Below are 22,951 nucleotides of genomic sequence, written 5' to 3' on the forward strand. Positions count from 1 at the left end.
CGGCATCACGCCACGGTGAGCAGCCGGTCGCGCAGTCTGCCGACCAGGGCGTCGTCGACGCCGAGTTGAGCGGCGACATAGCCGCGCACGGATCCGTGGCGGGCCTCCAGGTCCGCCAGGAACAGCCGGATGACCTCGGCCGGAGCCCGCCCGTATCCGGGCCACCGCAGCGTGCGGCCGGGCTGGGCGGCATGCCAGTTGGCGACCAGCCGGTCCGTGACGAGCTCGGTCAGGGCGAAGTCGTCGGCGATGTCGTCCTCGCCGACGCCCAGCAGGGACAGCAGAAGGGCGGCCAGCAGCCCGGTGCGGTCCTTGCCCGAGGTGCAGTGGAAGACGAGCGGCCCGTCGGCGGAGGCGATGACGTCCAGTGCCTGCCGCAACTCCTCGACACCGTCATGGGCGACTTCCGCATACCGGTCGGCGAGGAAGCGCCACGGGTCGAGCTCCGGGTCGGTCGCCGCCTGATCGTAAGGCCGGTGCTCGACGCTGAGGTTGACGTACGTCAGCCCGTCCTGGTGCGGCACCCGTCCGTCCCTCTCGATCTCCCACGGATACCGCAGATCGATCACCGTACGCACGCCGAGTGCGCGGAAGCGGTCCAGGTCCTCGCCCGCGAGCTTGGCGAGCAAGGCGGATCGGTAGAGCAGACCCCACCGCACCGTACCGCCCGCATGGGCGGAATATCCGCCCAAGTCACGGAAGTTCAACACCTGTTCGAACGCGATGTGTCGTGTCACACCGCGCCACTCTAGCCCTACGCCCAACGCCCTAGCACTCATGCCGGACCTACTCCCGTCCGCACGACGTACGCCCAAGGACCGTTACCCCCACGTGCACTCCGCACCTACCGTTCCCTCATGAGCGAAACCAAGGCCTCCGCGACAGCCAACAGCACGCTCGACGAAGCCCTGACCCGACTCCACCGCACCGGCCCCGAACACCTTGGCTGGCTCTCCAACCACGCCCCCATGGCCGTCGAATCACTCGTGCACCACGGGCACGCGCCTGTCGTCCACGACTGGATCGACGGCTACCGGGACAAGCTCGAGGAAATGCCCGCACGCACCGACCTCAGGCTGACCGAGCAGAATTGGCACGATGCCTTGGGGGACCCGCACCACCTCGCCGACTGGATCGCCTATTTCACCGACCAGTTGGCAGACCAGCCCTGGCGGGACGTACTCGCCGCCTGGTGGCCGCGCCTCCTGCCCGGCATCCTGGCAGGAGCCACGCACCCGGCGATCCGGGTGGGCCACGCGGTACGGGCCCTCCTCGCGGACGACGGCAACGCATCGCGCGCCGCCGAACTCGGGCACGCACTCGGCTACTGGGCGGCACGCCACCTGCCACTGGCCACGGCCGTCGTCCCCGCCGGCACCGTACGCGCCGCCGAGGCGCTGGCAGCCGTACCGAGGGTGCCCGACCAGGAGGGCGGCGTCCTGGAACGCGTCACCCAACTCCCCTACACCGCAGGCTGGTCCACGGCATCAGTGGCCCTCCAGGCACCAACCGGCCCGGACAACGCCCGCGAACTCCTCGCCGAGCTGGTACGGGAGTCGACCTACCGGTACGCGGACCACGCCCACGGCAACGCCATCATGCTCGTCCACGCGGCCACCGCCCCCAACGCCGTCCTGCGCACGCTCCCCGCGCTCCCCCGCGACCTGTGGGTGCCCAGCTACGCGGCGGCCTGGCAGGCCACCGCCGTGGTCACGGCCGCGTACGCCCCCGCCTCCCCGCTCACGCCCACCGCATCCGCACCACCCACGGCCGAGGAAGCCTTCGAACGCGCCGCGGCACACGGCAACGAGCACGTCATCAAGTTCGCGGACACCGCGATGGACGTCGTGGCCGCCGATCCCGACCGCGCCGCCGAGGCCCTGGCCGCCGTGGGCCGCGCCTGCGAACTGATCGACACGGAGGACTGAGTCCCCTGAGGCGGTGGTGTCCGCTACCGTCATGCAGAACCACGGCCGTACAAGGCAGGGAGGACCACCATGGCCGACCCGGTGTGGAAACACGACCCCGAGGACCACGACTTCCCGGCGGCAGCCGACTACCTCGACCTGCTCCTGCCGGCCGACGAGGTCGAGGGCCTCATCAAGCGGTTGAAGCACGCCAAGACGACGGTGAAGAAGGCCAAGGACATCCTCCGGGCCTCGGAGCTGCCCCTGCTGGCCCCGGACAACATCCACGTACGCCGCGACCTCGACAAGGTCGACGCCGGGGAGAAGCTGTCACCGGTCCTGCTGATCCGCGGCCGACCGCTGATCATCGCGGACGGTTACCACCGGGTCTGTGCCATTCACTTCCTGAGCGAGGACCTGGAAGTCCCCTGCCGCCTGGCCTGAGCGTCTCACCCGGACGGCCCCGCGCAATTGCCCGGCACCTCCGGAGGCGGGACCCTGAAGATCGCCTCTGAGCTCCGGAGGAGACATGCGACTGGGCCGGCTGCTGCGGCACGAGGGGGGAGCGGACGCCCTGCGTCGCGCCGTCTGGCTGGTCCTTGCCGGATGTACCGGCTTCTACGCCCTGGCCTACGGCTTCCACCAGCCCGTGATGGCCCTGTACGCCATCTTCGGTGCGCTGCCCCTGATCCTGTTCAGCAAACTGCCCGGTCCGGCGCGGAGCCGGGCCGGGACGCTGCTGCTGGTCCTGCCGGCGGCGTGGATCCTGGTCACGGCGGGCACCCTGCTCGCCGTCGACGACTGGGCTGCCGCGCTGGGGCTGCTGGTGGTGGGGTTCGTCATCTCTTTCATGGGAGCCGGGGGCCTGCGGCCCTCCGTGCTGGCCGCCGCGCTCCAGCTGTACTACGTGCTGCCGTGCTTCCCCCCGTACGAGCCGGCCCAACTTCCGTACCGGCTGGGCGGAATCACGGTCGGCATCCTGCTCACCGTCGTGGTGGACCTGCTGCTGTGGCACGATCCACCGCCGGTTCCCTACCGGCTCCGGCTGGCCGAAGCATTCGAGGCGCTGGCCGCGTACTGCGCCGCGGCCGGACGGATGCTCGCCGACCCGAGGGGTTCCGCGGACGCCGATGCCGAACGGCGGCACGCCGGAGAGGCGTTGAGGACAACGCTGCTCTCCCAGGTTCCCCCGGCGTCGAGGCCCACCTCGGTCTCATTGCACGACCGCGGCCTCAACCACACGCGCATCGCGGCCGCATACCTCCGAGGACGCCTCGACGACGTCCTGGAAGACACCCGCACACCCGATGCGGACGCGGCCCGGCTACTCGAAGGCGGGGCGGCGCGCCTGGAACAGACCGCACACAACCTGAGCTCTGGAGCGCTCGCCCCCGCACCCGCCGAACAGGCCGCGGAACTCCGCGCTTTCGACAACCGGCGCATGCGCGCCCTGGAGCACGGATCATCGCCGGACGACCTGCGGCAGTCCGCTGTGGTGCGGGCAGCGGCCGAGGCGGTGCTGGTGGCCGACCAGGCCGCGCAGATCGCACTCGGCGCCCGCCCCGGCCCCCGGTGGGACCCGCGCTCCGGCCCGTTCGCCTACGCCACCGTCTCCGCCCCCGCCTGGTGGTGCCGCCGGCTCCGGCTGCACCTGAGCACCCACTCGGTGCTGCTGCAGAACGCCATCCGCATCTCCGTCGCCCTCGCCGCCGCCCGGGTGATCGCGGGAGCCCTGAGCCTGCCCCACGGGTTCTGGGTCCTGCTGACCGTCCTCGGCCTGATGCGCACCTCCGCGGCCGACACCCGGACCGCCCTCGTGCCGGCCTTCACCGGCACGGTCGTCGGCGCCGCGTTCTCCACCGCGCTGCTCATCGCCGTGGGAGACCGCCCTGTGTTCTACGCGGCCGTGACCCCTGTGGCGTTTCTGATCGGCTTCACCATCTGCCCGCTCCTCAAGCCCTGGTGGTCGCAGGCCATGGTGACCCTCGCCATGGTGCTGCTGTTCGGCCAGATCACCGCCACCTCCTGGGGACTTCCCGCGCTGCGCGTCGTCAATGTGATCGTGGGCGGCATGATCGGTGCGGTCGCCGCCCTGCTGGCTTGGCCCCGTGGAGCGCACGGCCAACTCCAGCACACCGTCGCCGACTTCCTCGACCGCAGCGGCGATGCCTGCCGCATCGTGACGGACCAGCTGTGCCGTCTCGCCGACCACAGCCAAGATCCCCTGCGCCCGGCCCGGAGCGCCCTGCTCCTCGCCCAGACGACCCATCTCCAGTACCGCACCGAGCGGGCCTCCCAGCACCTGGGAGACCCGCCGTGGGGCGCCTATATGCTCGCCGGCTACGACGCCATCACCGGAGGCTCACTGCTGCTGGCCCGACAGGAGCGCGACCGCCACTCCCCTCCTCCGCCGGCCGCCATCGGTGAACTGGCCGCACTGGCCGCCGCGGTACGGGAAGCGTGCCGGCGCGCCGCGGAGACCCTGCGCAGCACCGGCACCTCGGGAGCCTCAGCACTGGTGCGGTACGCCCAACTGCCCACAGGGTCACTGCTCTTCGCCGAACAGACAGCCGGGGAGGTTCCGGCAGCCGACACCCTGCTGATCGCCGACACCGAGGCCTGGCTCACCGCGGTGGCCCGCGACACGGCACGCGCCGAACTCATCGGGCGAGCCGCGGAGTGAGTCACATAGGCTCAAACGCATGCACAACACCCTGACGGAGCAGGCCCGGTGCCTGTTCGGCGACGCCGCGCCGACGGCCACGGCCTCGGCGGCCACCGAGAACTCGTTGACGCGGTGGGCGATTTCGACGTCAGATGCCAGTCCTCGCCCCATGTGAGTGAACTCGTCTCGGTCGTTCCGGGCGGCTTCGGGCGGAAAGTCGCACAGACGGGAGAGGCGCCCGGCGTTGGACGGGGCCGGCGGGAGGATGATGTCGGCCGTCGATGTGCATGTCGGCGTCAAGTGCCTTCAGTTGATGCGTAGGCGGAGAAGCGTTCCGACGGCGCGAAAACGCCTTCCGGCCACCGTGCACACATGGGACATCTTCCCCAAACGTATGGACACCCCTCAGGATGAGACAGTCCGGAACCTGCGCTGTATATGCCTCGGTCCTACGAACGGGCATTGTCGTCGCCAATGCGGTGCTGCGGGACGCGAGTGGGGAGGAGCCCGTGGTTCGTCACCGAGGGCAGTTGCCAGTACCAACTGGCCGTCGAAAGCACAGGGAAGAAGTACATCGGCATTTTGTCGGGCGACGAGACCCTCACGTTCCGGGAGTGACCCGGGACCGGGGAGAGGCCGTGGCACCGCGACGCGAGGACGGGCGGGCGGGGCGCGAGGTGTCCACCCCATGCCACGTCGTCCACTGCCTCCACCGAGCAGGCGCGCACTACCCGGCCCCTCGCCCCATCGGGATCTTCACGCGCCTGGGGGGCTGATGGGGACGCGGGGCATCTCTCTGGCAGCCAGGGTGTACGGGTACCCGCCGGAGCACAACGCGGGATCGGAGTGGATGCTGCACTCGATGCTGCGCCCCTTGGCCGAGCGCGGCCATCGGGTGACAGTGTGGCTGTCCCATCCGGGGAAAGTGAGGGAGAGCTACGACATCGACGGGGTGCGGGTCATCCCGTTCCAGCGGGGCATCAGCTTCGCGGCCGAAGTCCGGCAGGCGGACGTGCTGCTGTCCCATTTCGAGAATGTCCCCATCATGTCGGGCCTGTCCAATGCCTATCGGAAACCAGTGATCGTGATCTGCCACGACAACTTCGCCACAAGCTTCCACAACGCGGCGGGAGCGGACCTTGTCGTGTACAACAGCGAATGGATCCGGCGGGACGCTGAGATCTTCTACGCGAAGTACCCGGATGAGTTCCTGCCCAGGCACAGCATCGTGGTCCGTCCTCCTGTGATCGCGGAGCACTACCGCACCCGGCCAGGCGCCTGCGTGACCTTGGTCAATCTGAACTCCGACAAGGGCGGCGACCTCTTCTGGCAACTCGCGGCATGGACACCGCAGTGGAGGTTCCTGGGTGTGCGCGGTGCCTACGGAGAGCAGCGCACACCACCGGCGCACCTGTCCAACTGCGAGGTGATCGACAGCATTGCCGGAGACCAGATGCGCACCCACGTCTACGCCCGTTCCCGCGTCATCCTCATGCCCAGCCTCTACGAATCCTGGGGACGCGTGGCAGTGGAAGCGTTCGCCTCCGGCATCCCCGTCATCGCCCACCCCACGCCCGGCCTGGTCGAAGCCCTCGGCGGAGCGGGAATCTTCGCCTACCGCGACGACCCGAAAGCATGGCTCCACACCCTGGACTCACTGCGGGACCCGATGAACTGGGAACGGGCCTCCCGCCGGGCACGGCAACGTTCCGACGAGCTCAGCGCGAACACCGCCCTTGGTCTCTGGTGCGACACCGTGGAATCGCTGCCCGACGGACGGCGGCGGACCAGCACATACCGCCGCCTCAACGCACTGAACCTCAGCCTGCCCACAGCCTGGCCGGGCCCCATCCCTGCGGGTCCGGCGCACCCGGCGCCCGGTCATGCGGGTCCGCGAACGGACAAGGCATTCAAAACGGCAGTCGACGCACCGCTCAACCGTGTGGAGTTGCTCGTACGCAAACCGAGTCACCCGCCCGAGAGGGAAGAGCGCGCCGGAGTTGCCACTGGCGCCGACCCCTGCGGCGAAGCATGAAGAGCGCCGCTGTCCAATGAAGGTCATCGTTACCATCCCCTGGCGACCCGGGCCCGGCCGCGAGTACGCCCACCGCATCACGGTCGCCCACTGGCATCGCCTGCTCCCCGGCATCGACGTGGTCGACATCGATACAGGCGACGAGCCATTCGGCACTGCATCCTGCCGCAACGCCGGCGTCCGTCTCGCCGAGCGGGTCGGAGCCGATGTCGTGGTCGTGGCAGACGCAGACACCCTCGCCGAGGAGACGCCGGTACGGGCCGCGGTCAAGGGCGCCGCAACGAGCGGCAGAGTCCACCTGCCCTACACCGAATGCCGCTCCCTGTGGACCGAAGGCAGCGCGCAGTTCCTCGCGGGAGTGCCACTGCCCGCCTGCAACGCCTTCATCATCGACGCGGCATGCGGGGGCGTCTACGTGACCGCACCTGCCACCTGGTGGACTCACGGAGGGCAGGACGAGCGCTTCCGCGGATGGGGCTTCGAGGACGCGTCGTGGGAGATCGCCTACGGCACGCTCATGGGCGCACCGCCGGTCCGCCATGAAGGCCGCATCTACATCCTGTATCACCCCCAGGCGCTCAAGAAGGGGGCGCAGTACGAAGCGAATCTGGCCCTGTGCGGGCGCTACCACCAGGCCGCGGGCAACCGTGGAGCGATGCAGGCCCTCATTGATGAACACGCGGGCGGGCGCTGGTCACCGCCCGCCCCCTGGCCACATCCGGACGACGCCGATCCGTCCTTATGACGGACCCATGACCGCCGACCTGCCGTCGTACTCCAGGAGCAAGGCCCGTAGGCGAAATTGGATCGCGGGGTGCTGGTGGGATGTGGGCTCTGATCATGAACGAGCCCCCAAGCCTTGATCGCGCTGGGGGGCCGAAGCCGCTGTCTGCCTGCGGCTGTTCAGATGTGGGCACAGCTGGGATCGAACCAGCGGCATCTGCTTTGTAAGCACGTTCAAGGTGCTGCTGCCACCAGCGAGAACGGTGGCAGCAGCTTCCTCATCACCCTTTTCCGACGGTCCGGATCCATAAGGCCATCGAGGCCGTACGAGAGACGCGCCCCGGCCGCCGTACTCCATGGCTACCCGGCCGTGGAGCCCGTAAAGGCGAGAGTGCCGTCAGTCGGCCGCCCTGTGCGCCACGAAGCGGAAGCTGCCCTCTCCGACGGTGACGGTGCAGTCCTCGAAACCGGCCATGCGCAGGCGCGCCTCCAGGGTCTCGGGCGGTACGGGCACACACGTGTCGCCGAGGTGGATGAGGCGGAAGCCCCAGTTGTCCAGGGCGTCGCAGCCGGCGAAGAGGCCGCCGGGGCGGAGGACGCGGTGGGCCTCGGCGAAGAGGCGGTCCTGGGCGGCGATCGACGGCACGTGGTGGAGCATCGTGAAGCAGACGACGGAGTCGAACCTCCCGTCGGGCAGCGGGAGATCGGCCCCGTCCCCGTGGACGACGTCGACGCGGTCGCCGAAGAGCAGGCGCAGCCGGACGGTGGAGGAGGGGTCGGCCTCGACGGCGGTGAGCCGCTCGGTCCGGCGCACCAGCACGCTGGTGGTGGCGCCGTAACCTGGCCCGATCTCCAGGGTGTCGGGGCCGAGCGGGACGTCCTCCAGGGCCCAGGGCAGGAGCTGGTCGCGCATCGCGCGGGCCCAGCGGTCGGAGGAGCAGATACGGCGGTGAAGGAGGTTCATCGGCATGCTCCGAGGCTAGGAATGGGGGGGCGGTGTCGTATACGGCCCAGGAGGTCAACCCATGTCGTCAAACGGACAGCCGCGGCGGCTTCGCACGCCGGCGCCCCGGCTGGTCAACCCGCCCGGCGGCGCCGTCGCTGTCGCGAGCTTCCCGCTGGACCGGGGCGAGTGGTTCGGGCGCCACGAGCACGGCGCGCACCAACTGGCGTGGGCGCCGGAGGGGGTGCTGGCCGTACGGACCCGCGGCCGTACGTGGGTGCTGCCGTCGACCGTCGCCCTGTGGATCCCGGCGGGCGTCCCGCACTCCACCGGGTCGTCGGGGCCGGCCCTGCTGCGGAGCCTGTACTTCTGGCCGGACAGCTGTCCGGTGGACTGGTCCGAGCCCCAAGTCGTGCCCGTCTCCGGGCTGTTGCGCGAGCTGATCGGGCACCTAGCCCAGGGCGAGAAGGAACTCGGCCCAGCGGAGCGGGAGCGCGCGGAGCGCGTCGTCCTCGACCTGCTGCGGCCGGTCGAGGTGACGACCGTACGGGCCCCGATGCCGGCGGACCCGCGGGCCCGTCGGGTCGCGGAGGCGCTCCGCGCCGACCCGACGGACGACCGGACCCTCGCGGAGTGGGGCACAGTGGTGGGCGCGAGCGCGCGGACCCTGGCGCGCGCCTTCGTCGCGGACACGGGCATGTCGTACGGGCGCTGGCGGACCCAGCTGCGGCTGCAGGCGGCGATGCCGCTGCTCGCAGCGGGCTCGACGGTCTCCTCGGTGGCACGGCGGGTCGGCTACGGATCGCCGAGCGCGTTCGTGGCGGCATTCCGGCGCGGGGTGGGCGTGCCGCCGGGCGCGTACTTCACGCCACGCGCCCGCGAGGCGAGCCGTACCTAGCAGGAGCGGTGCTGTCTCGTTACATGAGGGGCAGGCCAGGGTCTGGCCCAGTTCCGTCGTGAGCTCGTCTGACGGTCAAGTTTTCTACCACCAGCTGCACTACTCCGGACACGTTCACCGACTCCCTGATCGTTACCGTTGGCAGGGTCATCCCACCTCTGGGAAGCGCTGGTTGTCACTACCCCATGGGCTACCGTGCCCCGAAGTTGGTGTGATTCACACGGCTGTTCACCTCGCTTTCCTGCTCGGGAAGCAGCATCAGCATCGACGCAGCGGGCCAGCATGGGGCCAGCCGGACAACGTCGTCTCCAGAACCTGCTGGAACTGGTCCTAACCTCGCCTCTTAATGTCCGTGTCCTTCAGATGCTGGAGAACGTCAGCAAGCGGTAGGTCAAACTGGTCCTTGTCACCATCCCACTGCCTCATCACGGAAGCGGCGGCATGGGCCAACTCCGTTGGCAGGCCAGCCTCGCGCAGCGATTCGGCGACCTCGGTCATCTCAGGCGCCCACCGCCAGGCGCGTGCTGCGACACTGGGCAGGTAGCCCGGGTTGGAGAGGAAGTCCGACGCCATGCTGCTCGCTTCGGCCGCGAGGAGATCAGCCACGCCGTGGTCATCAGCGAGGGCATGGGCAACTCCGGCAAGGGTGCGGGCTGCCTTCTGGAAGCTAACGAACGCCATTTTCAGGGCGGAGGCCGATCCAATGGAGCCGCCCGTGTTGCGCACGTGGACAGAGGTGCCCTTGAAGAGGGCATTGAGCTGTTCGACGGCAGGATCGTCGCCTGCGGTGTAGAGGCGAACTGTCTTCTCGGCGTTCGGTGGTGGCCCGAAGAGCGCGCCGTCGAGCGTGATGCGTCCCGGTGAGTCTGCTGCGATGCGTTCCATCCGCTGAGGGCTGATCGCGTTGGCATCCACATAGAGGCCGTTGAATCGGTAGGGAGCGACGGCGTTCGCCACGTCTTCGGCGATGTGGGGCGGGCAGATCGAGAGCACGATGTCACTGGCTTCCAGCGCTTCGCTCAGCGACATGCACGGAGTCAGCCCGGCCGCTTCAGCACGGTTGCGGGTCGCTGAGCTTCGGCCTTCGGGCAGCCAGAGGACCTGATGCCCTGCTGCCACGGCTTGCGCGGCGACGGCTGCACCCATGGTGCCTGGGTGCAGGACAGTCACGATCACAGAGGTTCTCCTGGGGGCAGTTCGGTTCGGGTGTGTCCCTGATGGGCGGCGATCGCCATCGTGAGCCCGATGGCAACGGGTGTGCCAGCAGCGGGGTGGCGCGTAAGGCTGTTGCTGAACTGGTTGATACGCCGTCGGACGCTTTCTGTGCGGCGGCGGGCATTGTCGCCGATCACCGCATAGACCTGATCGGCAGCCCCGTCGACTTCGCCGCGGGCCAGCCGGGCTGTCGCCAGGTCCATGCGCGCCAGAGCCAGCTCCCCGAGACGCCGGTGCTCGGGTGCGGCCTGCTCGAACAGCTCGACGGCTTCCTGCGCACGGGCCTCGGCGTCGGGTAGGTGCCGGCCTCCTACGAGCCAGAGGTGCGTACTGCTGGCATAGAAGAGTTGTTTCTCGAGAGGGAAGGCCATCATGCCCCCGGGAAGATCGTCGTCGCCGGTCAGGTTCTCGCGCATGGCGTCTGCGGCATGCAGCTCGGCGAGGGCCTCGCTCGAGCAGTTGAGTTGGCCAAGTGCGCGCGCCTTGATGCTGGCCAGCCGGATGTCTGCGGTGCCGCGGTGTGGCGTGAATCGGCTCCCCGAGTCGGCCAAGTGCACGGCGTCGCCGGGGCGCCCGTCCCAGTATGCGATCAGGGCCTGGAGGCCGCGGACCCAGGCGCGCAGCCCGTTGTGCCCGGCGAGTTCGCCGCACAGGAAGGCAGTGCGCGCCTGAGTTTCGGCGGCGTCGTACTGCCCGAGATCGAAGGAGGCATTCGCCAGGACTCCGCACAGCACACCCGCGGCTGTGTACAGGTCGCGGGTGAAGTCGGGGGGCTGGCGCCCCTCGAGCAGGCTGAACGCCTGGTTCCGCAGGGCACGCACCTCGTAGAACATCGCCTTTACGGGGCGGTTGGGGTACGTGCGCACTATGCGCCGGATGTCGGCGGCCAGTTGATCTAGCGTGTGAGGGCCGACGTTGCTGGTCTCCGCGCGGGCAGCAAACCGCGCGGATTCATGAGCCGCTGCCATGACCTCATCCTCGACAACGTGTTCAAACTTCCCCGCCGAGTGTTGACCATCCAAGGTTAGGTTAGCCTCGGCACCGCTGACCCCATGAGAAGGGACAAAAAGCTGCTCGACCGTGTACCCCGGAAACATGGCACCCAGGATCTGGCGCGCCTCGACCGAGCGAGGCGCCGTCACCCCGCCGGCACTCCATCGCCGAAACGTACGCACCAGGATCGTTGCTGACGCGAGCGAGGGACTTCGTTGCTCGCGGGCCAGCCGCCGTGCTGTCTCCTCGTACTGCTTCTTGAAGACCGGGTATTCCTTCCATCCCAATCGCACGATGAGGATCCGGAAGAGCGGCGGACGCGACTGTTCCATGCTCACTTCCCCTACCCAAGCGCTGCTTCTGATTCCACGCTAGGGCATCAACTCCCCCGCCACGCACCCCGTTTGAACAGGTGAGACTCTTCGCGGGCGATGCGGCACCGTCGTGTCCGCGAGTGGCACCTAGTGGCACTCATGTGACACTCGCTATGGCCTGCCCAGGGGGCCAGGCTACGGCCCGTGCGTAACAGGGCTGACTCAAAACGATCGCAGGCCATCGCAGTTGACTTTGGCGACCACGCTCCTGCGCCCGCCAGTGACGGCCCGGTACCTCCTTGGCTGAGGCTGTGGATTCAGGTTCTCGACACCGTGTGCGGCGAGATCGGGGTGGTGACCGGCATCGGCAAGCCGTACGGCATGGACGAGGAACCCACGGTGGTCTACCTGCGGCCGGTGCGCGGCGGCACCGAGTGGCAGTGCGACATCGCCGACTTGCAGCCCGCACCGCCTACTCAGCGCCAGGGCTGACAAACCGCCCTCGTGCTGCCCACCAGTGGCAACTCCGCCAGCCCATCGCGCCACCGGCCCACGACGAAAGTAATCACATGACCTACTCGTCCGTCCCTGAAGCCCTCACGCGGCTCGGAGCAACAGCCTGGCTCGTGTCACGGGAACTACGCCCGATGGACGCCTACGAGGCGTGGGCACGAGGAACGACCGCCACGCTCCGCGTAGGCATCCACTTCGACGCCATCCACCTACCTGCCACCCTCGTGGAACGCGGCATCCAAGGCATCAAAGACAGGACCGCCATCAAGCGCCACTTCCGCAAGGCCGGCATCACCAGCGCGGTCATCGTCTCCCGTGCTCAGGACCGGTACAGCGTGCTCGTACCGCATGACACGGCCTGGAACTGGGCCGTACCGGGGACCGAGTACATCGGCAGTGATCACCGCATCAACTACCTGGCGGTTCCCCTCATCGTGCGCACAGAGCCACCAGGTGCCTTCTGGCTGCTCCCGGCACCGAGCAACAGGGGCGAGCTGGCCCAGCCTGACGACGTGCGGGCCCTGCTTGCCCAGGGTTCTCCCGGTGCGTAGCGAAAGTGCCTGGCAGCGAGACCAGGAGGCCATCCGCTCCTTCCTGCGGGAATCACCTGCTGCCGAATGGCTCGTCGCAGGCCTGACGCATCCCAAGTTCGCCGTGTACGAGTGGATGCGCTGGGATAAGGCGGAACTCGAGGTAGGAACGCGCTTCTCGGTCGTGCAAGTGCCGGCAGCGCTCGTCGAGTACGGAATCCCGCATCCCGGCGATCGGGCCTCGGTCCATGCCCGCTTCCGTGCTGTCGGCATCACCAGCGCGGTCTTTCACTCGCCCCACATGGATCGGTACACCGCACTCGTGTCCGTCGCCGCTGGCAAAGACTGGGAGGAGCCGGGCACCGAAAGCCGCCCCAGGCACTGCCGCACGATCTCCTTGACGGTCCCGTCCCCGTACCGGCGCCTTCCTCAGGCCTCCCATTGGCTGCTGCCGGCGCCGGACAGTGAGCGCATGCTCTGCGACCCGGCACAGTTGCGGCTGTTGCTCGGCAAAGCCCGACATCACAAAGGCTTCACACGGTGAATATCTGGCACGGATAGAGGGAATGGTGAGCGCCGGTGCTGCGCCTTCCTCGGCGTGCATACGGCACATCAGCGTCCGGGCGTTCACGTGCCCGCCCGGATCGCTGGCGACGCCGGCTCAAGGCGTCCCGCCCCGTACCCGCAAGGGTGCAGGGCGGTCTACTTTGGGTGTGCAGGAAACCCCTGTCGACAAGCGCGGCAGGGGCTTCCTCCTGTGGGCCGGCCTCCCCGCCGGGGGCCACAGGATGGGGAGGGCACGTGCCGGTGTGTGTGGGGAGCCGCACCGTCCCCCTCCGTGCGCGGCACTCCACGCCAGCACGACGCAGGATCAAGGGCTTTTACGATCACCCTGCACATGCCACTCCGTGGGGATGTGGACTCTATGTGGACTCTGATCATGAAAGAGCCCCCCGGCCCTGATCGGACTGGGGGGCAAATACCGCCTCTGATCTGGCGGTTACTTGTTGTGGGCACAGCTGGGATCGAACCAGCGACATCTGCTTTGTAAGAGCAGCGCTCTACCGCTGAGCTATGCACCCGAATGAAACGACAGCCTACATCCCCCGGCCCGCCTCCCCGCAAACGCGGACCCCGATGCGGTAGCTGGCTACACCCCCGAATCGGTAGCAAGAGGGATACCGCCCGGCGTGATCGTCTCCGTAGAGTCTGTTCCGGCCCCAGGCCCGTACCGAGCACACACCCGACCGACACGGAGATCACCATGCCCCGCCCCGCCCGCGCCGTCCGCATACCGCTCATGCTCGGCGGGATCGTGATCGCCGGCGTGACGCTGGCGGGGTGTGCCAGTGCCGATGACGCGACGCCCGAGCACAAGACGTTCTCGCTCGGCGGGCGGACCGCGCTCACCGTGGATGCGGACGACTCGGCGCTCGAGCTGGTGCCGGTGGACGGGAAGGACGTGAAGGTCACCCGGTGGTTCGACGGATGGTCGGTGGGCGGCGACACGAGCACGTCGTGGGAGATGGAAGGGGGCACGCTCAAGCTGCGGCAGAAGTGCAGCGGGATGAGCGAATGCGAGTCCAAGCACCGGATCGAGGTGCCGCGCGGGGTGGCCGTGACGGTCGAGACCGCGAACGGGGCCGTGAAGGCGAACGGGTTCGACCACGGTCTGCGGGTGAGCTCCGACAACGGCGCGATCGACGTCAAGGACGTCAAGGGCCGGCTCGATCTCAAGACGTCGAACGGTGCCATCACCGCCACCGGGGTCGACGCACCGCAGGTGTCCGCGCACTCCAGCAACGGGGAGATCCGGCTCACCCTCGACAAGGCACCGGACCTGACGAAGGCGGTGTCCGGGAACGGGGCGGTCAAGGTCGTCCTGCCGCAGGGGAAGTACAAGGTCGAAGCCGACAGTGCCAATGGCGGCCAGACCATCGAGGTCCCGCGTGACGACGACAGCCGGCACGTGGTGTCGGTGCACAGCGGCAACGGGGAGATCAAGGTGCTCACTCGCGACTGACCGTCCTCGGGGGCCCGGCCGGGGCGGATGGGAGAATGGTCGTCCGGCCTGGGGAAAGCCTGGGGCGATCGACGGGGAGAGGGCACGTGAGCGTAAGAGCCGCACGAGCAGCGGTCCGGGACACCCTCGCGCTCGTTCTGCTGCCGCTGCCCCTGCTGGCTCCGCTGGTGGCGGCCGCTCCGGCCGCCTTCGCGGGCGGGGGCACCCGCCGCTGGGGGTGGGGGCGCGGCGAGGGGCAGCGGGCCGAGGCGCAGGCGGCCAAGGACGCGGCAGCGGCGGCGTTCTACGAGCTGGACACGGCGCAGCGCGATCTGCGGATCTCCGTCGAGACGATCACGGCGGCCGATGCGTCGCCCGCCGCGCGCAAGGCGGCGGCGGACTTCGCGGCGTTCGGGCAGCGGGTCGACGAGGTGTCGACCGCGTACATCACAGCTGTGGATGCGCATGATCTTGATCGGGAGGATCTTGACGCGTCGGCGGCCTCGCGGGCTCGGGCGGATCTGTCCCGGGCCAGGGACGAGCTGATACGGGTCAAGGGAGAGCTCGAGCGGTTCGGGCAGGGGCTGGCTCCGCTGCTGGCCGCGGCGGAGCAGGAGGTCGCGCGGCTGGCGCCGGTCGTGGAGCGGGCCCGGCAGGGGCTGCTCGCGGCGAGTGGTGCGCTGGATGCTGCTCGCTCCCAAGGGCTGCGGGCCGACGACCTGGCGGCGCGGCTTGCCGCGCTGGGGCCCGAGCTGACCAGGCTCAACCAGGGCGCGGCACAGCACGGGGTGCGCGAGACGCTCGCCCGCGCCGAGCAGATGCTGCGCGAGGCCGAGGCGATCCGCGGCGAGGCGGAGCAACTGCCTCAGAAGGCCGCGGAGATCGACAAGCGGCTCGTCTCTCTGCGTACGCGCGCGCAGGCGATCACCACGCGGGCGGCCGGGGTGGAGCCGGTGCTCAGCGAGCTGCGGCGGCGGTACAGCGCCGCGTGCTGGCAGGACCTCCAGCAGGTGCCCGAGCAGGCGGCGCGCGCCGTCGGGCAGGCGGAGGCGAAGCTGCGCGAGGCGCGTACGGCGCGGGACGAGCAGCGGTGGCCCGATGCGACGTCCCTGCTGGCGACGGCGCGGGCGCTGCTGACCTCGACGGACGAGGCGGTGTCGGCGGCCGGTGACCGGCTGCGGCGGCTGGACGCGGTGTCGGCGGACCGGCAGCAGGAGGTCGAGCGGACGCGGTTCGCGATCCGTGATGCGCAGCGGCTGGCGATGGCGGGGCGCAGCACGCCGGATCCGCGCCATGCGGGTCCGCTCGACGAGGCGGTGGGGCGGCTCGACCGGGCGGTCGCGGGGCTGGAGGGGCGGCATCCCGACTGGTGGCGGTTCCTGACCGAGCTGGAGGCGGTGCGGGAGTCGGTCGCCGCGGTGGTGCGGGGGATTCGTGAGGAGCGCGGCAGCGGCAACCGGTAGGTCCGCTCGTTATGCTGCGCGCATGCCCCGTTACGAGTATCGCTGCAAGGCGTGTGGTGACACGTTCGAGCTGAACCGGCCGATGGCGGAGTCCTCGGCACCCGCGACGTGCCCCGAAGGGCACGCGGACACCGTGAAGTTGCTGTCGACGGTCGCGGTGACCGGCACAACGGCCGCTCCCCGCAGCAGTGGTGGCGGGTGCTGCGGGGGCGGCTGCTGCGGCTGAGCGGACTTGTCGAAGTCCGGTGCGGTCCCGCGCCCCCAAGGGGCGCGGGACGGCTGCGTTGTGCGGCTCCGCCGCGCGGGCGCGACCGGCCACGGACGGCCCGCGGTGGCATGCCCTCGCTTTCAGCGGAGCGCTAGCGCTTCCGCGCGAGGGTCAGTCCGTCGGCGACGGTCAGCATGACGGACTCCACGCGTGCGTCGGCGCGTGCGTGCGCGTTGAACGCCCTGATGTCCGCGCCGGCCCCGCTGGTGACGGTGGGGTCGGCGGGCTGGCCGGAGAAGAGGACGTTGTCCACGGCGATCAGCCCGCCGGGGCGCATCCGGGGCACGAGCTCCTCCCAGTAGCCGATGTAGCCGTCCTTGTTCGCGTCGATGAACGCGAAGTCGATGTGCGGCTCGTCGGGAAGGACGCGCAGGGAGTCGAGGGCGGGCGCGATGCGCAGGTCGATACGGTCGGCGACCCCGGCCTTGGCCCAGGCCTCGTGGGCGGGGGCGGTCCACTCCTCCGAGATGTCCAGGGTGATCAACGTGCCGTCGGCGGGCAGCGCCTGGGCCATGGACAGGGCGGACAGCCCGGTGAAGGTGCCGACCTCGACGATGTGCCGGGCGCCGGTGAGGCGTACGAGGAAGGCCAGCAACGGGCCTTGTTCCGCGGGTATCTGCTTGCCGGCGACGTCCGGCAGCAGGGCGCGGGTGGTGTCGACCAGGGCGCGCTGCACCGGGTCGAGCGGCGGGTTGTGGGCCAGCACGTAGGCGTAGAGCTCGGGGGTCAGCCAGTGGCTCTTGGGGGACATGCGCCCTCCTCGGTCATTGAGGTTGTCAATGAGGTCGTGTCATACGGAGGTTACGGAGATGAGGGCCTCCCGTGTGAACGCCTCCAGGATTTCCTGGCCCGCCATGACGCCCTTCGTGGTCAGTGCGGTGACGTGCGGTGCGCTCCACCGCGTCTCGGCCAGCTCGCCGTGCCCGGGCCGCCAGGCCCGGTCGGCGGCGAGGAGCAGGTCGGCGTCGAGGAGGGAGTCGCCCGCGGCGAGTACGCGGCCGGCGCCGGTACGGCGGACGATCTCGGCCACGGCGGCGCTCTTGGTGAGCGGCCGGGGCACGGCGTAGATCTTGCGGCCCTGGAAGGACACCGTCCAGCCGCGCTCCCCCGCCCAGTCGGCCAGGTCCTCGGTCCACGCGCCGGGTACCTTCTCGCGGTCGACGACCAGATAGGCGAAAAGGCCGTCCGCAGTGCGCTCCTTGAGCAGCCAGGCGGGGTCGGCGGTGCGCAGGAGGTGGGCGCGTACGTCCGCCAGCGGGGCGCACTCGGCGTCCAGTGCGCGGCGTACGTGCGCCCGCCAGCCGAGGTCGGGCTCGCCGCGGACGAGGATCTCCCCGCCGTTGGCGCAGACCGCGAACTCCGGTGCGGGACCGGGCAGTCGGATGCGGCCGTACTGGGCACGGGTGCGGGTGGTGGTGGGGACGAGCACGGCGGTACGGGCCAGGCCGGCCAGTACCGCGGCGGCGTCCTCGGTCAGGTAGGAGAGCGGCTTGTGCTCGTACGTCTCGACGCAGAGCAGGCGGGGCGCCTGCGGGTCGGGCATCGTCAGCCCGAGCGCGGCAGCCGAGTAGATGAGGGTGCGGTCGAGGTCGCTGGCAACGAGAACGCTCACCGGGACCGCACCGCCGTCCTGCCGTCGGCGCCGGTCGCGCCCCGGGTGTAGCGGGGGTGGATCAGGCCGACGCAGCTGTACGGGAGGCCGTCGGCCTCCTCGACCGGCACACCGCGCTGTTCGGCGAGGAGGCGTACGTGGTCGAGATCGACGCCCGCGCCGCGCCGGGCGAGGATCCGCCAGGGGACGCGGCGCAGCAGGACCCGGGTGGTCTCGCCGACGCCGGGCTTGACGAGGTTGGTGTCGTGGATGCCGTACTCCTCGCTGATCCGCTCGACGGCGCACCGGCCCTGCCAGGTGGGGGTGCGGTCGGCGGCGGCCAGTTCCTTGGCGTCGCGGAGGGCGTCGTCCCAGGCCTCGGTGAAGCGGGACTCGACGGTGTCGAGGAAGGAGCGGGAGACGTCGGCGCCGGCGAGCTCGCGGTAGTACTTCGCGCCGTGGAAGTCGCCGGGCCCGACGAGGTCGGGCCGCAGGACGGTACGCGAAATCAGGCCGGAGACGGTGGAGTTGAGGCAGGCGGAGGGGATGAGGAAGTCGTCGCGCGTGCCGTAGGTCTCCACGCAGGAGCCGGGGTCGGCGAGCACGGCGAGGCGCGGGTCGAACGGTGTGTCCCGTACGGCGGCGGCCAGTTCGCGGGTGATGGCGCCCTTGCCCGTCCAGCCGTCGACGAAGACGACGTCGGCCGGGTCGTGATGCTCGGCGAGCCAGCGCAGGGCGGCGGTGTCGATGCCCTTGCCGCGGACGATGGACACGGCGTAGTGCGGCAGGTCCAGCCCGTGCGCGTGCCGGGCCCAGCGGCGCATCAGGACGCCGACGGGGGTGCCGGCGCGGGCGAGCGAGACGAGGACGGGGCGTGGGGACCTCTCCGCGAGCACGGTCTCCGTGACCGCGCCGACGGCGCGCGCGATGCGGGTGGCGGAGGCGTCGAGGGCGGTGCGGTAGAGCACCTGGTAGCGCTCGCTGGGCTGGTACTCGACGGGCAGCGACTCGGCGTAGTGCGCGCCGCCGCTCTGGACCGCCTCCTCGCGCTCCTCCGTGGGCGCCTCGAGGGCCACGGAGGAGAGGTCCTGGAGGAGCCAGCCGACGTCCTCGGGGTCGTAGGACGAGAACGCCGGGCCGCGCAAGGGCTCGCCCGGGGCGCGGTGCGAGGGGATCACTGCCGGCAGCACCTTTCGGGTGTGTGCGGCGAGCCGGTCCAGCAGGCCGCCGGGGGCGTGCAGTTCGGGGGTGTCGCCGGTCGAGTCGACGACGGCGACGATGGCGTCGAAGCGGTTGTTCGCGATGTTGTACGCGAACCGGTCGCCGGGGCCGTCGGCCGGGTTGCCGTCCGCCGGGTTGTCGTCCGCCGGGTTGTCGTGCGCGGGGAAGCGGATGCGGGTGCGGATGGCGTAGCCGGGGTCGTCGACGGGGAGGACGGGGGAACGGGTGGTGGTGGAGAAGCGGATGTCCCTGTCGGGGAGGTGGTGCTCCAGTGCGGTGGCGATCCGGAGCGGGGCGTACATCAACTCCTCGTTGCCGAGGACGAGTACGCGCTTCGCAGTCGGCGGCAGGGCTGCCGCGATGCGCTCGGCGAGGCCCGGCAGGGCGGCTTCGAGGCGTGCGCGGTGCGCGGGGGTGAAGCCGTGGCGGCCGCCGTCGGGGAGGCCGGTGGGCCAGCTGAGGTTCAGACGGGTGTATTCCCCCACCCCGCCCCTTCCCGAAACCGGGGGCAAGCCCCCGGACCCCAGCAACGCGGCGGAGCCGCGTTGGTCCTCAATCGCCGGCCGGGCTGGATTTTCGCCCGGCCCGGCACAATCCAGCCCGGCCGGCGTTTGAGGCCGAGCGGCGAAGCCGCGACAAGCGGGGTCTGGGGCGGAGCCCCAGGAGACGGGGAGAGGGTGGGACCGGGGCTCCTCCTGCTCGTGCGCGGCCACCAGCTCCCGCCCCCGCTCCAACACCCCATCCGGCAGCACCACTTCACCCGCCGCCAGCGCGACGACGTCAACCGTCACCCCCAGCGACACCGCGAACTCCTCCAGAGCGGCGCGGTCACCCGCACCCCGCACGTCAACAAGCGCCACAATCACATACCGCTCGCGCGGATGACGGCTATGGAGCGCCGCAATCGTGTTCAGAACCGTGCGCCCCGTCGAGAGCTCGTCATCGACAAGGACCAACGGACCCCCGCCCCCCAGCAGCGCCGGATCCTCCGGCAACAGCAGATGCGACGTCGCATGACTGTGCTCCTCCTCGAAGCCGCCGACCGGCGACACACCCCGCACCGGCCGCCGCGTGGAGTGGAGGTACGGCGCGAGGGCGAGGCCGTCGGCGACGGAATGGCCGAGGCCCGTGGCGGTCTCGGCGTAGCCGAGGACGACCGCGCGGGCCGCCGCCTCGTCGCCGAGCAACTCCCTGACGCGGCGGCCGAGATCGACCCCCGCCCCGTACACCACGCGCGGCGAAGCCGGAACGTGCTTGCCCAGCACATGCGAGACGAGGAGATGCGCCCGCTTGGGATTGCGCCGCAGGGCGAGGCCCAGCAGCTCCGGCAGACGGGCGTCGCCCTCCAGCCGTACCCCGAGCCGGTCCGCGACCCACTGACCCGACCACATCAACGCGCCACTCCCTCGCACACACTCGCCGCCAGCAGGTCCACGAAGCCGACTTCCTCCCGTGCCACGCCGAACACCTCGGCGCGCAGCAGGGTGCGTTCGGCCCAGGCCCGGTGCGGCTTGGCCTCGTTCATCTTGTTCGTGTAGGCGGAACGCGACACTCCGCCGCCGTCGCGCATCGAGCGCAGGATGTCCCGGGCATCGCTGAACTCCTCGTGGCTGACGACCGAGAGCGCGTGCACGGGCGCGACGTGCGAAGGATGGATGCAGGTCTTGCCCATCAGGCCGTTCGCACGGTCGAGTTCGATCTCCCGCAGGAGGCCGTCCATGTCGTGGGCGATCAGCGCGGTGCGCAGTTCCTCCGCCGGGCCGGCGAACGGAGTGCGGCGCAGCTGCGGCTTGAACATCCGCTCGTGCTGGCGGAAGTACTCCCACACCGGGCCGGTGACGGTAAAGCCGCTGCCGTCGGCGCGGCCGAGGACGTTGACGACGTCGGCGATGACGGAGGCGACGATCCGGACGTCGTACGCGGTCATGTCGGGCGCCCGGCGCAGCCCGTAGGCGGAGCAGAAGTCGGTGACGCCGAGCCGCAGGGCGAGCACGCGGTCACGGTATTTCGCCACCGTGCGGGCGATTCCGGCGAGGGCCTCGGCGCGGGTCTCGAGGTGGAGCAGTTCGGGGGACTCGAGTACGGGCATGGCGAACAGCCGCTGCCCGTGGGCCTCCTCGGCCTCGGTGAGGGCCTCGAGGAACGGCAGGCCGCGGTCCTCGGTGAACTTCGGCAGGACGAATCCGGACACCAGCGCACGAGCGGGGCCGAGCCGGTGCATGAGTCCGGGGATCTGGCCGGGTTCCCGGACCCGTACGAACAACAACGGCACAAGCGGCACGGAGGCGCCGCTCAACTCCGTGAGGTGGCGGACGAGGTTGTCCTCCGCGGCCCGCACCTCGCCGTCACCGATGGAGTCCTCGAGGCACAGCACCATGGACACGACACCGCGACCGGCCTGCCGGACGATGTCGCGGGCGAGCGTGGGCCGGGTGGCGGGGCTGTAGAGCGTGGCACCGAGGGCGATCGCGAGCGTACGGGCCGGGGAACCGGCGTCGAACTCACCCGGCTCCCGGTGGAACAGTCCGTTCCGCACCTCGGGCGCAAGGTGTCCAAAATGTCGCATCGTTCTCCCCGTCTGCCGCACGTGGCCGATCATCGTACGCTCGACATGGGGTCAAGAGTTCCCCAACTCCTCGAAAAACTCCTCTCACCACAGCAGTACTTCCTGTATTCAGCAGTCCCGATGACCTTCCCCGCGTTGTCCATGGCCCGCGCGAGAGGGCAGGATTGCGGGCATGACGCACGCGATGTCCAAGGGGTCGAACATCCCGCTGGAGGCCCGGGCCGTACGGGCCGTACTGCGCTGGGCCCCGGGACCGGGCGTCCCGGACGTGGATGTCTCCGCACTCCTCCTGGGCGACGACGGACGCGTGCGCTCCGACGAGGACTTCGTCTTCTACAACCAGCCGCGCCACCCCTCGGGGCTGGTCCGTCATCTGTCCAAGCAGCGGCTGTCCGAGGGCATGGCGGACTCGGTCGAGGCCGAACTGACCGCGCTGGACCCCTCGGTGCAGCGCATCGTGCTCGCCGCGTCGGCGGACGGCGGCGCCTTCGGGCGCGTCGAAGGCCTGTGCGTCGTACTGCACGACAGCGCGCACGGCACCCTCGCCGCCGAACCCATAGCGCGCTTCGACATGCAGCCGGAGACCGGCGAGGAGACCGCCATGATCTGCGGCGAGCTCTACCGGCGGGGCGAGGGCTGGAAGTTCCGCGCGCTCGGGCAGGGTTACGCCTCGGGGCTGGTGGGCCTGGCCACGGAGTTCGGCATCTCGGTGGACGACTCCGAGGCCCAAGCCGAGACCGGAGCCGGACCCGAGACCCGAGCCAAGTCCGAAACCGAAACCAAGCCCGAAACCGAGGCCAAGGCCGAGACCGCCCCGCCGCCGATACCGGCGCCCGCCGCACCGGAAGCGGCGAACGGCACGGCCTATCCCCCGCCCCCGTCCGTACCGCCGGTGATCCCGCCGCAGCCGCAGACGGCTCCGGCAGCCGCCTACGGCTACCCGCAGTTCCCGGCGGCACGGCCCTCCTACGGCTATCCCCAGCAGCCGCAGCCCGCGCAGCCGTCGTACGGCTACCCGCAGCAGCGGGCCGCGGCCGCCGACCCGGCCTTCCGGCTGCCGCCGCAGGGCCCGCAGTTCCAGCCGGGCGGCTAGCCACTCACCAG

At 70.2% G+C, this 22,951-nt stretch carries 23 protein-coding genes and 1 tRNA gene; 15 read left to right on the forward strand and 9 right to left on the reverse strand.

What is annotated here, in order from left to right:
- Positions 1-5: 5 nt before the first annotated feature.
- Positions 6-737 (reverse strand): tyrosine-protein phosphatase, encoded by a 732-nt coding sequence (locus ACV530_RS12340; protein WP_494332418.1) that lies wholly within the window; start codon positions 735-737, stop codon positions 6-8.
- Between the two features lie 120 nt (positions 738-857).
- On the opposite strand from ACV530_RS12340, the gene ACV530_RS12345 reads away from it, so the two are divergent.
- The 7 genes from ACV530_RS12345 to ACV530_RS12375 all read left to right on the forward strand — a co-directional run bounded on the left by ACV530_RS12345 (position 858) and on the right by ACV530_RS12375 (position 7,352).
- On the forward strand, positions 858-1,928 hold the full coding sequence (locus ACV530_RS12345) for a questin oxidase family protein (protein ID WP_494332419.1): 1,071 nt from the start codon (positions 858-860) through the stop codon (positions 1,926-1,928).
- A gap of 69 nt (positions 1,929-1,997) precedes the next feature.
- Positions 1,998-2,351, forward strand: coding sequence for a hypothetical protein (locus tag ACV530_RS12350; RefSeq protein ID WP_494332420.1), 354 nt, complete (start codon positions 1,998-2,000; stop codon positions 2,349-2,351).
- Between the two features lie 85 nt (positions 2,352-2,436).
- Complete coding sequence (locus ACV530_RS12355; RefSeq protein ID WP_494332421.1) at positions 2,437-4,590, forward strand: FUSC family protein; 2,154 nt, start codon at positions 2,437-2,439, stop codon at positions 4,588-4,590.
- Between the two features lie 19 nt (positions 4,591-4,609).
- Entirely contained in the window at positions 4,610-4,747 is a 138-nt protein-coding gene (locus tag ACV530_RS12360) for a hypothetical protein (protein WP_494332422.1), read from the forward strand.
- A 320-nt stretch (positions 4,748-5,067) separates the two neighbouring features.
- Positions 5,068-5,190: a hypothetical protein gene (locus ACV530_RS12365; RefSeq protein WP_494332423.1), complete on the forward strand. Its 123-nt coding sequence runs from the start codon at positions 5,068-5,070 to the stop codon at positions 5,188-5,190.
- 232 nt (positions 5,191-5,422) lie between these two features.
- Complete coding sequence (locus ACV530_RS12370; protein ID WP_494332424.1) at positions 5,423-6,607, forward strand: glycosyltransferase family 4 protein; 1,185 nt, start codon at positions 5,423-5,425, stop codon at positions 6,605-6,607.
- Positions 6,608-6,623: 16 nt separating this feature from the next.
- A complete protein-coding gene (locus ACV530_RS12375; protein ID WP_494332425.1) occupies positions 6,624-7,352 on the forward strand; it encodes a hypothetical protein in 729 nt (242 codons plus the stop codon).
- A gap of 375 nt (positions 7,353-7,727) precedes the next feature.
- Here the strand turns inward: ACV530_RS12375 and ACV530_RS12380 are convergent, their stop codons facing one another.
- On the reverse strand, positions 7,728-8,300 hold the full coding sequence (locus ACV530_RS12380; protein WP_494332426.1) for a class I SAM-dependent methyltransferase: 573 nt from the start codon (positions 8,298-8,300) through the stop codon (positions 7,728-7,730).
- Positions 8,301-8,355: 55 nt separating this feature from the next.
- On the opposite strand from ACV530_RS12380, the gene ACV530_RS12385 reads away from it, so the two are divergent.
- Positions 8,356-9,171: an AraC family transcriptional regulator gene (locus ACV530_RS12385; protein ID WP_494332427.1), complete on the forward strand. Its 816-nt coding sequence runs from the start codon at positions 8,356-8,358 to the stop codon at positions 9,169-9,171.
- Between the two features lie 330 nt (positions 9,172-9,501).
- Here the strand turns inward: ACV530_RS12385 and ACV530_RS12390 are convergent, their stop codons facing one another.
- Both ACV530_RS12390 and ACV530_RS12395 read right to left on the reverse strand, forming a co-directional pair.
- Positions 9,502-10,347 (reverse strand): NAD(P)-dependent oxidoreductase, encoded by an 846-nt coding sequence (locus ACV530_RS12390; protein WP_494332428.1) that lies wholly within the window; start codon positions 10,345-10,347, stop codon positions 9,502-9,504.
- Entirely contained in the window at positions 10,344-11,711 is a 1,368-nt protein-coding gene (locus ACV530_RS12395) for an NsdA family TPR-like regulatory protein (protein WP_494332429.1), read from the reverse strand. The genes ACV530_RS12390 and ACV530_RS12395 overlap by 4 nt, the downstream gene beginning before the upstream one ends.
- Positions 11,712-12,026: 315 nt before the next feature.
- On the opposite strand from ACV530_RS12395, the gene ACV530_RS12400 reads away from it, so the two are divergent.
- The 3 genes from ACV530_RS12400 (at position 12,027) to ACV530_RS12410 (ending at position 13,280) form a co-directional block, all read left to right on the forward strand.
- Positions 12,027-12,185 (forward strand): hypothetical protein, encoded by a 159-nt coding sequence (locus tag ACV530_RS12400; protein ID WP_494332430.1) that lies wholly within the window; start codon positions 12,027-12,029, stop codon positions 12,183-12,185.
- A gap of 77 nt (positions 12,186-12,262) precedes the next feature.
- Positions 12,263-12,757 carry a hypothetical protein gene (locus ACV530_RS12405; protein ID WP_494332431.1) on the forward strand — a complete coding sequence of 165 codons (495 nt, stop codon included), beginning with the start codon at positions 12,263-12,265 and terminating at the stop codon, positions 12,755-12,757.
- Positions 12,750-13,280: a hypothetical protein gene (locus tag ACV530_RS12410; protein WP_494332432.1), complete on the forward strand. Its 531-nt coding sequence runs from the start codon at positions 12,750-12,752 to the stop codon at positions 13,278-13,280. The genes ACV530_RS12405 and ACV530_RS12410 overlap by 8 nt, the downstream gene beginning before the upstream one ends.
- Positions 13,281-13,746: 466 nt before the next feature.
- On the opposite strand, the gene ACV530_RS12415 is transcribed toward ACV530_RS12410, so the two are convergent.
- Positions 13,747-13,818, reverse strand: a tRNA-Val gene (locus ACV530_RS12415).
- 182 nt (positions 13,819-14,000) lie between these two features.
- Here ACV530_RS12415 and ACV530_RS12420 point away from each other — a divergent pair.
- Genes ACV530_RS12420 through ACV530_RS12430 form a run of 3 tightly spaced genes read left to right on the forward strand, consistent with a single transcriptional unit; the run spans position 14,001 to position 16,427 of the window.
- The gene (locus ACV530_RS12420) at positions 14,001-14,759 is read left to right on the forward strand and encodes a DUF4097 family beta strand repeat-containing protein (RefSeq protein ID WP_494332433.1); all 759 of its coding nucleotides are present in this window, start codon (positions 14,001-14,003) and stop codon (positions 14,757-14,759) included.
- Between the two features lie 35 nt (positions 14,760-14,794).
- Positions 14,795-16,201: a hypothetical protein gene (locus ACV530_RS12425; protein ID WP_494332434.1), complete on the forward strand. Its 1,407-nt coding sequence runs from the start codon at positions 14,795-14,797 to the stop codon at positions 16,199-16,201.
- Between the two features lie 22 nt (positions 16,202-16,223).
- On the forward strand, positions 16,224-16,427 hold the full coding sequence (locus ACV530_RS12430) for an FmdB family zinc ribbon protein (protein ID WP_494332435.1): 204 nt from the start codon (positions 16,224-16,226) through the stop codon (positions 16,425-16,427).
- A gap of 133 nt (positions 16,428-16,560) precedes the next feature.
- On the opposite strand, the gene ACV530_RS12435 is transcribed toward ACV530_RS12430, so the two are convergent.
- The 4 genes from ACV530_RS12435 to ACV530_RS12450 are packed head-to-tail and all read right to left on the reverse strand — an operon-like array spanning position 16,561 to position 21,847.
- Positions 16,561-17,220, reverse strand: coding sequence for an O-methyltransferase (locus ACV530_RS12435; RefSeq protein ID WP_494332436.1), 660 nt, complete (start codon positions 17,218-17,220; stop codon positions 16,561-16,563).
- A 39-nt stretch (positions 17,221-17,259) separates the two neighbouring features.
- Positions 17,260-18,081, reverse strand: a complete 822-nt coding sequence (locus tag ACV530_RS12440) for an HAD family hydrolase (protein WP_494332437.1) — start codon at positions 18,079-18,081, stop codon at positions 17,260-17,262.
- A complete protein-coding gene (locus ACV530_RS12445; protein WP_494332610.1) occupies positions 18,078-20,672 on the reverse strand; it encodes a phosphoribosyltransferase in 2,595 nt (864 codons plus the stop codon). The genes ACV530_RS12440 and ACV530_RS12445 overlap by 4 nt, the downstream gene beginning before the upstream one ends.
- Entirely contained in the window at positions 20,672-21,847 is a 1,176-nt protein-coding gene (locus ACV530_RS12450) for an HpcH/HpaI aldolase/citrate lyase family protein (protein WP_494332438.1), read from the reverse strand. Before ACV530_RS12450 ends, ACV530_RS12445 begins: the two co-directional genes overlap by 1 nt.
- 172 nt (positions 21,848-22,019) lie before the next feature.
- On the opposite strand from ACV530_RS12450, the gene ACV530_RS12455 reads away from it, so the two are divergent.
- Complete coding sequence (locus ACV530_RS12455; protein WP_494332439.1) at positions 22,020-22,940, forward strand: TerD family protein; 921 nt, start codon at positions 22,020-22,022, stop codon at positions 22,938-22,940.
- Positions 22,941-22,951 lie beyond the last annotated feature (11 nt).

This window comes from Streptomyces sp. SX-6 (assembly GCF_059089585.1).

Coding starts and splice junctions, on each gene's coding strand:
- ACV530_RS12345 (WP_494332419.1), top strand. CDS start 858: ATGAGCGAAACCAAGGCCTCCGCGACAGCCAACAGCACGCTCGACGAA.
- ACV530_RS12350 (WP_494332420.1), top strand. CDS start 1,998: ATGGCCGACCCGGTGTGGAAACACGACCCCGAGGACCACGACTTCCCG.
- ACV530_RS12355 (WP_494332421.1), top strand. CDS start 2,437: ATGCGACTGGGCCGGCTGCTGCGGCACGAGGGGGGAGCGGACGCCCTG.
- ACV530_RS12360 (WP_494332422.1), top strand. CDS start 4,610: ATGCACAACACCCTGACGGAGCAGGCCCGGTGCCTGTTCGGCGACGCC.
- ACV530_RS12370 (WP_494332424.1), top strand. CDS start 5,423: ATGCTGCACTCGATGCTGCGCCCCTTGGCCGAGCGCGGCCATCGGGTG.
- ACV530_RS12375 (WP_494332425.1), top strand. CDS start 6,624: ATGAAGGTCATCGTTACCATCCCCTGGCGACCCGGGCCCGGCCGCGAG.
- ACV530_RS12380 (WP_494332426.1), bottom strand. CDS start 8,300: ATGCCGATGAACCTCCTTCACCGCCGTATCTGCTCCTCCGACCGCTGG.
- ACV530_RS12385 (WP_494332427.1), top strand. CDS start 8,356: ATGTCGTCAAACGGACAGCCGCGGCGGCTTCGCACGCCGGCGCCCCGG.
- ACV530_RS12395 (WP_494332429.1), bottom strand. CDS start 11,711: ATGGAACAGTCGCGTCCGCCGCTCTTCCGGATCCTCATCGTGCGATTG.
- ACV530_RS12405 (WP_494332431.1), top strand. CDS start 12,263: ATGACCTACTCGTCCGTCCCTGAAGCCCTCACGCGGCTCGGAGCAACA.
- ACV530_RS12420 (WP_494332433.1), top strand. CDS start 14,001: ATGCCCCGCCCCGCCCGCGCCGTCCGCATACCGCTCATGCTCGGCGGG.
- ACV530_RS12425 (WP_494332434.1), top strand. CDS start 14,795: ATGGTCGTCCGGCCTGGGGAAAGCCTGGGGCGATCGACGGGGAGAGGG.
- ACV530_RS12430 (WP_494332435.1), top strand. CDS start 16,224: ATGCCCCGTTACGAGTATCGCTGCAAGGCGTGTGGTGACACGTTCGAG.
- ACV530_RS12435 (WP_494332436.1), bottom strand. CDS start 17,220: ATGTCCCCCAAGAGCCACTGGCTGACCCCCGAGCTCTACGCCTACGTG.
- ACV530_RS12445 (WP_494332610.1), bottom strand. CDS start 20,672: ATGTGGTCGGGTCAGTGGGTCGCGGACCGGCTCGGGGTACGGCTGGAG.
- ACV530_RS12450 (WP_494332438.1), bottom strand. CDS start 21,847: ATGCGACATTTTGGACACCTTGCGCCCGAGGTGCGGAACGGACTGTTC.
- ACV530_RS12455 (WP_494332439.1), top strand. CDS start 22,020: ATGACGCACGCGATGTCCAAGGGGTCGAACATCCCGCTGGAGGCCCGG.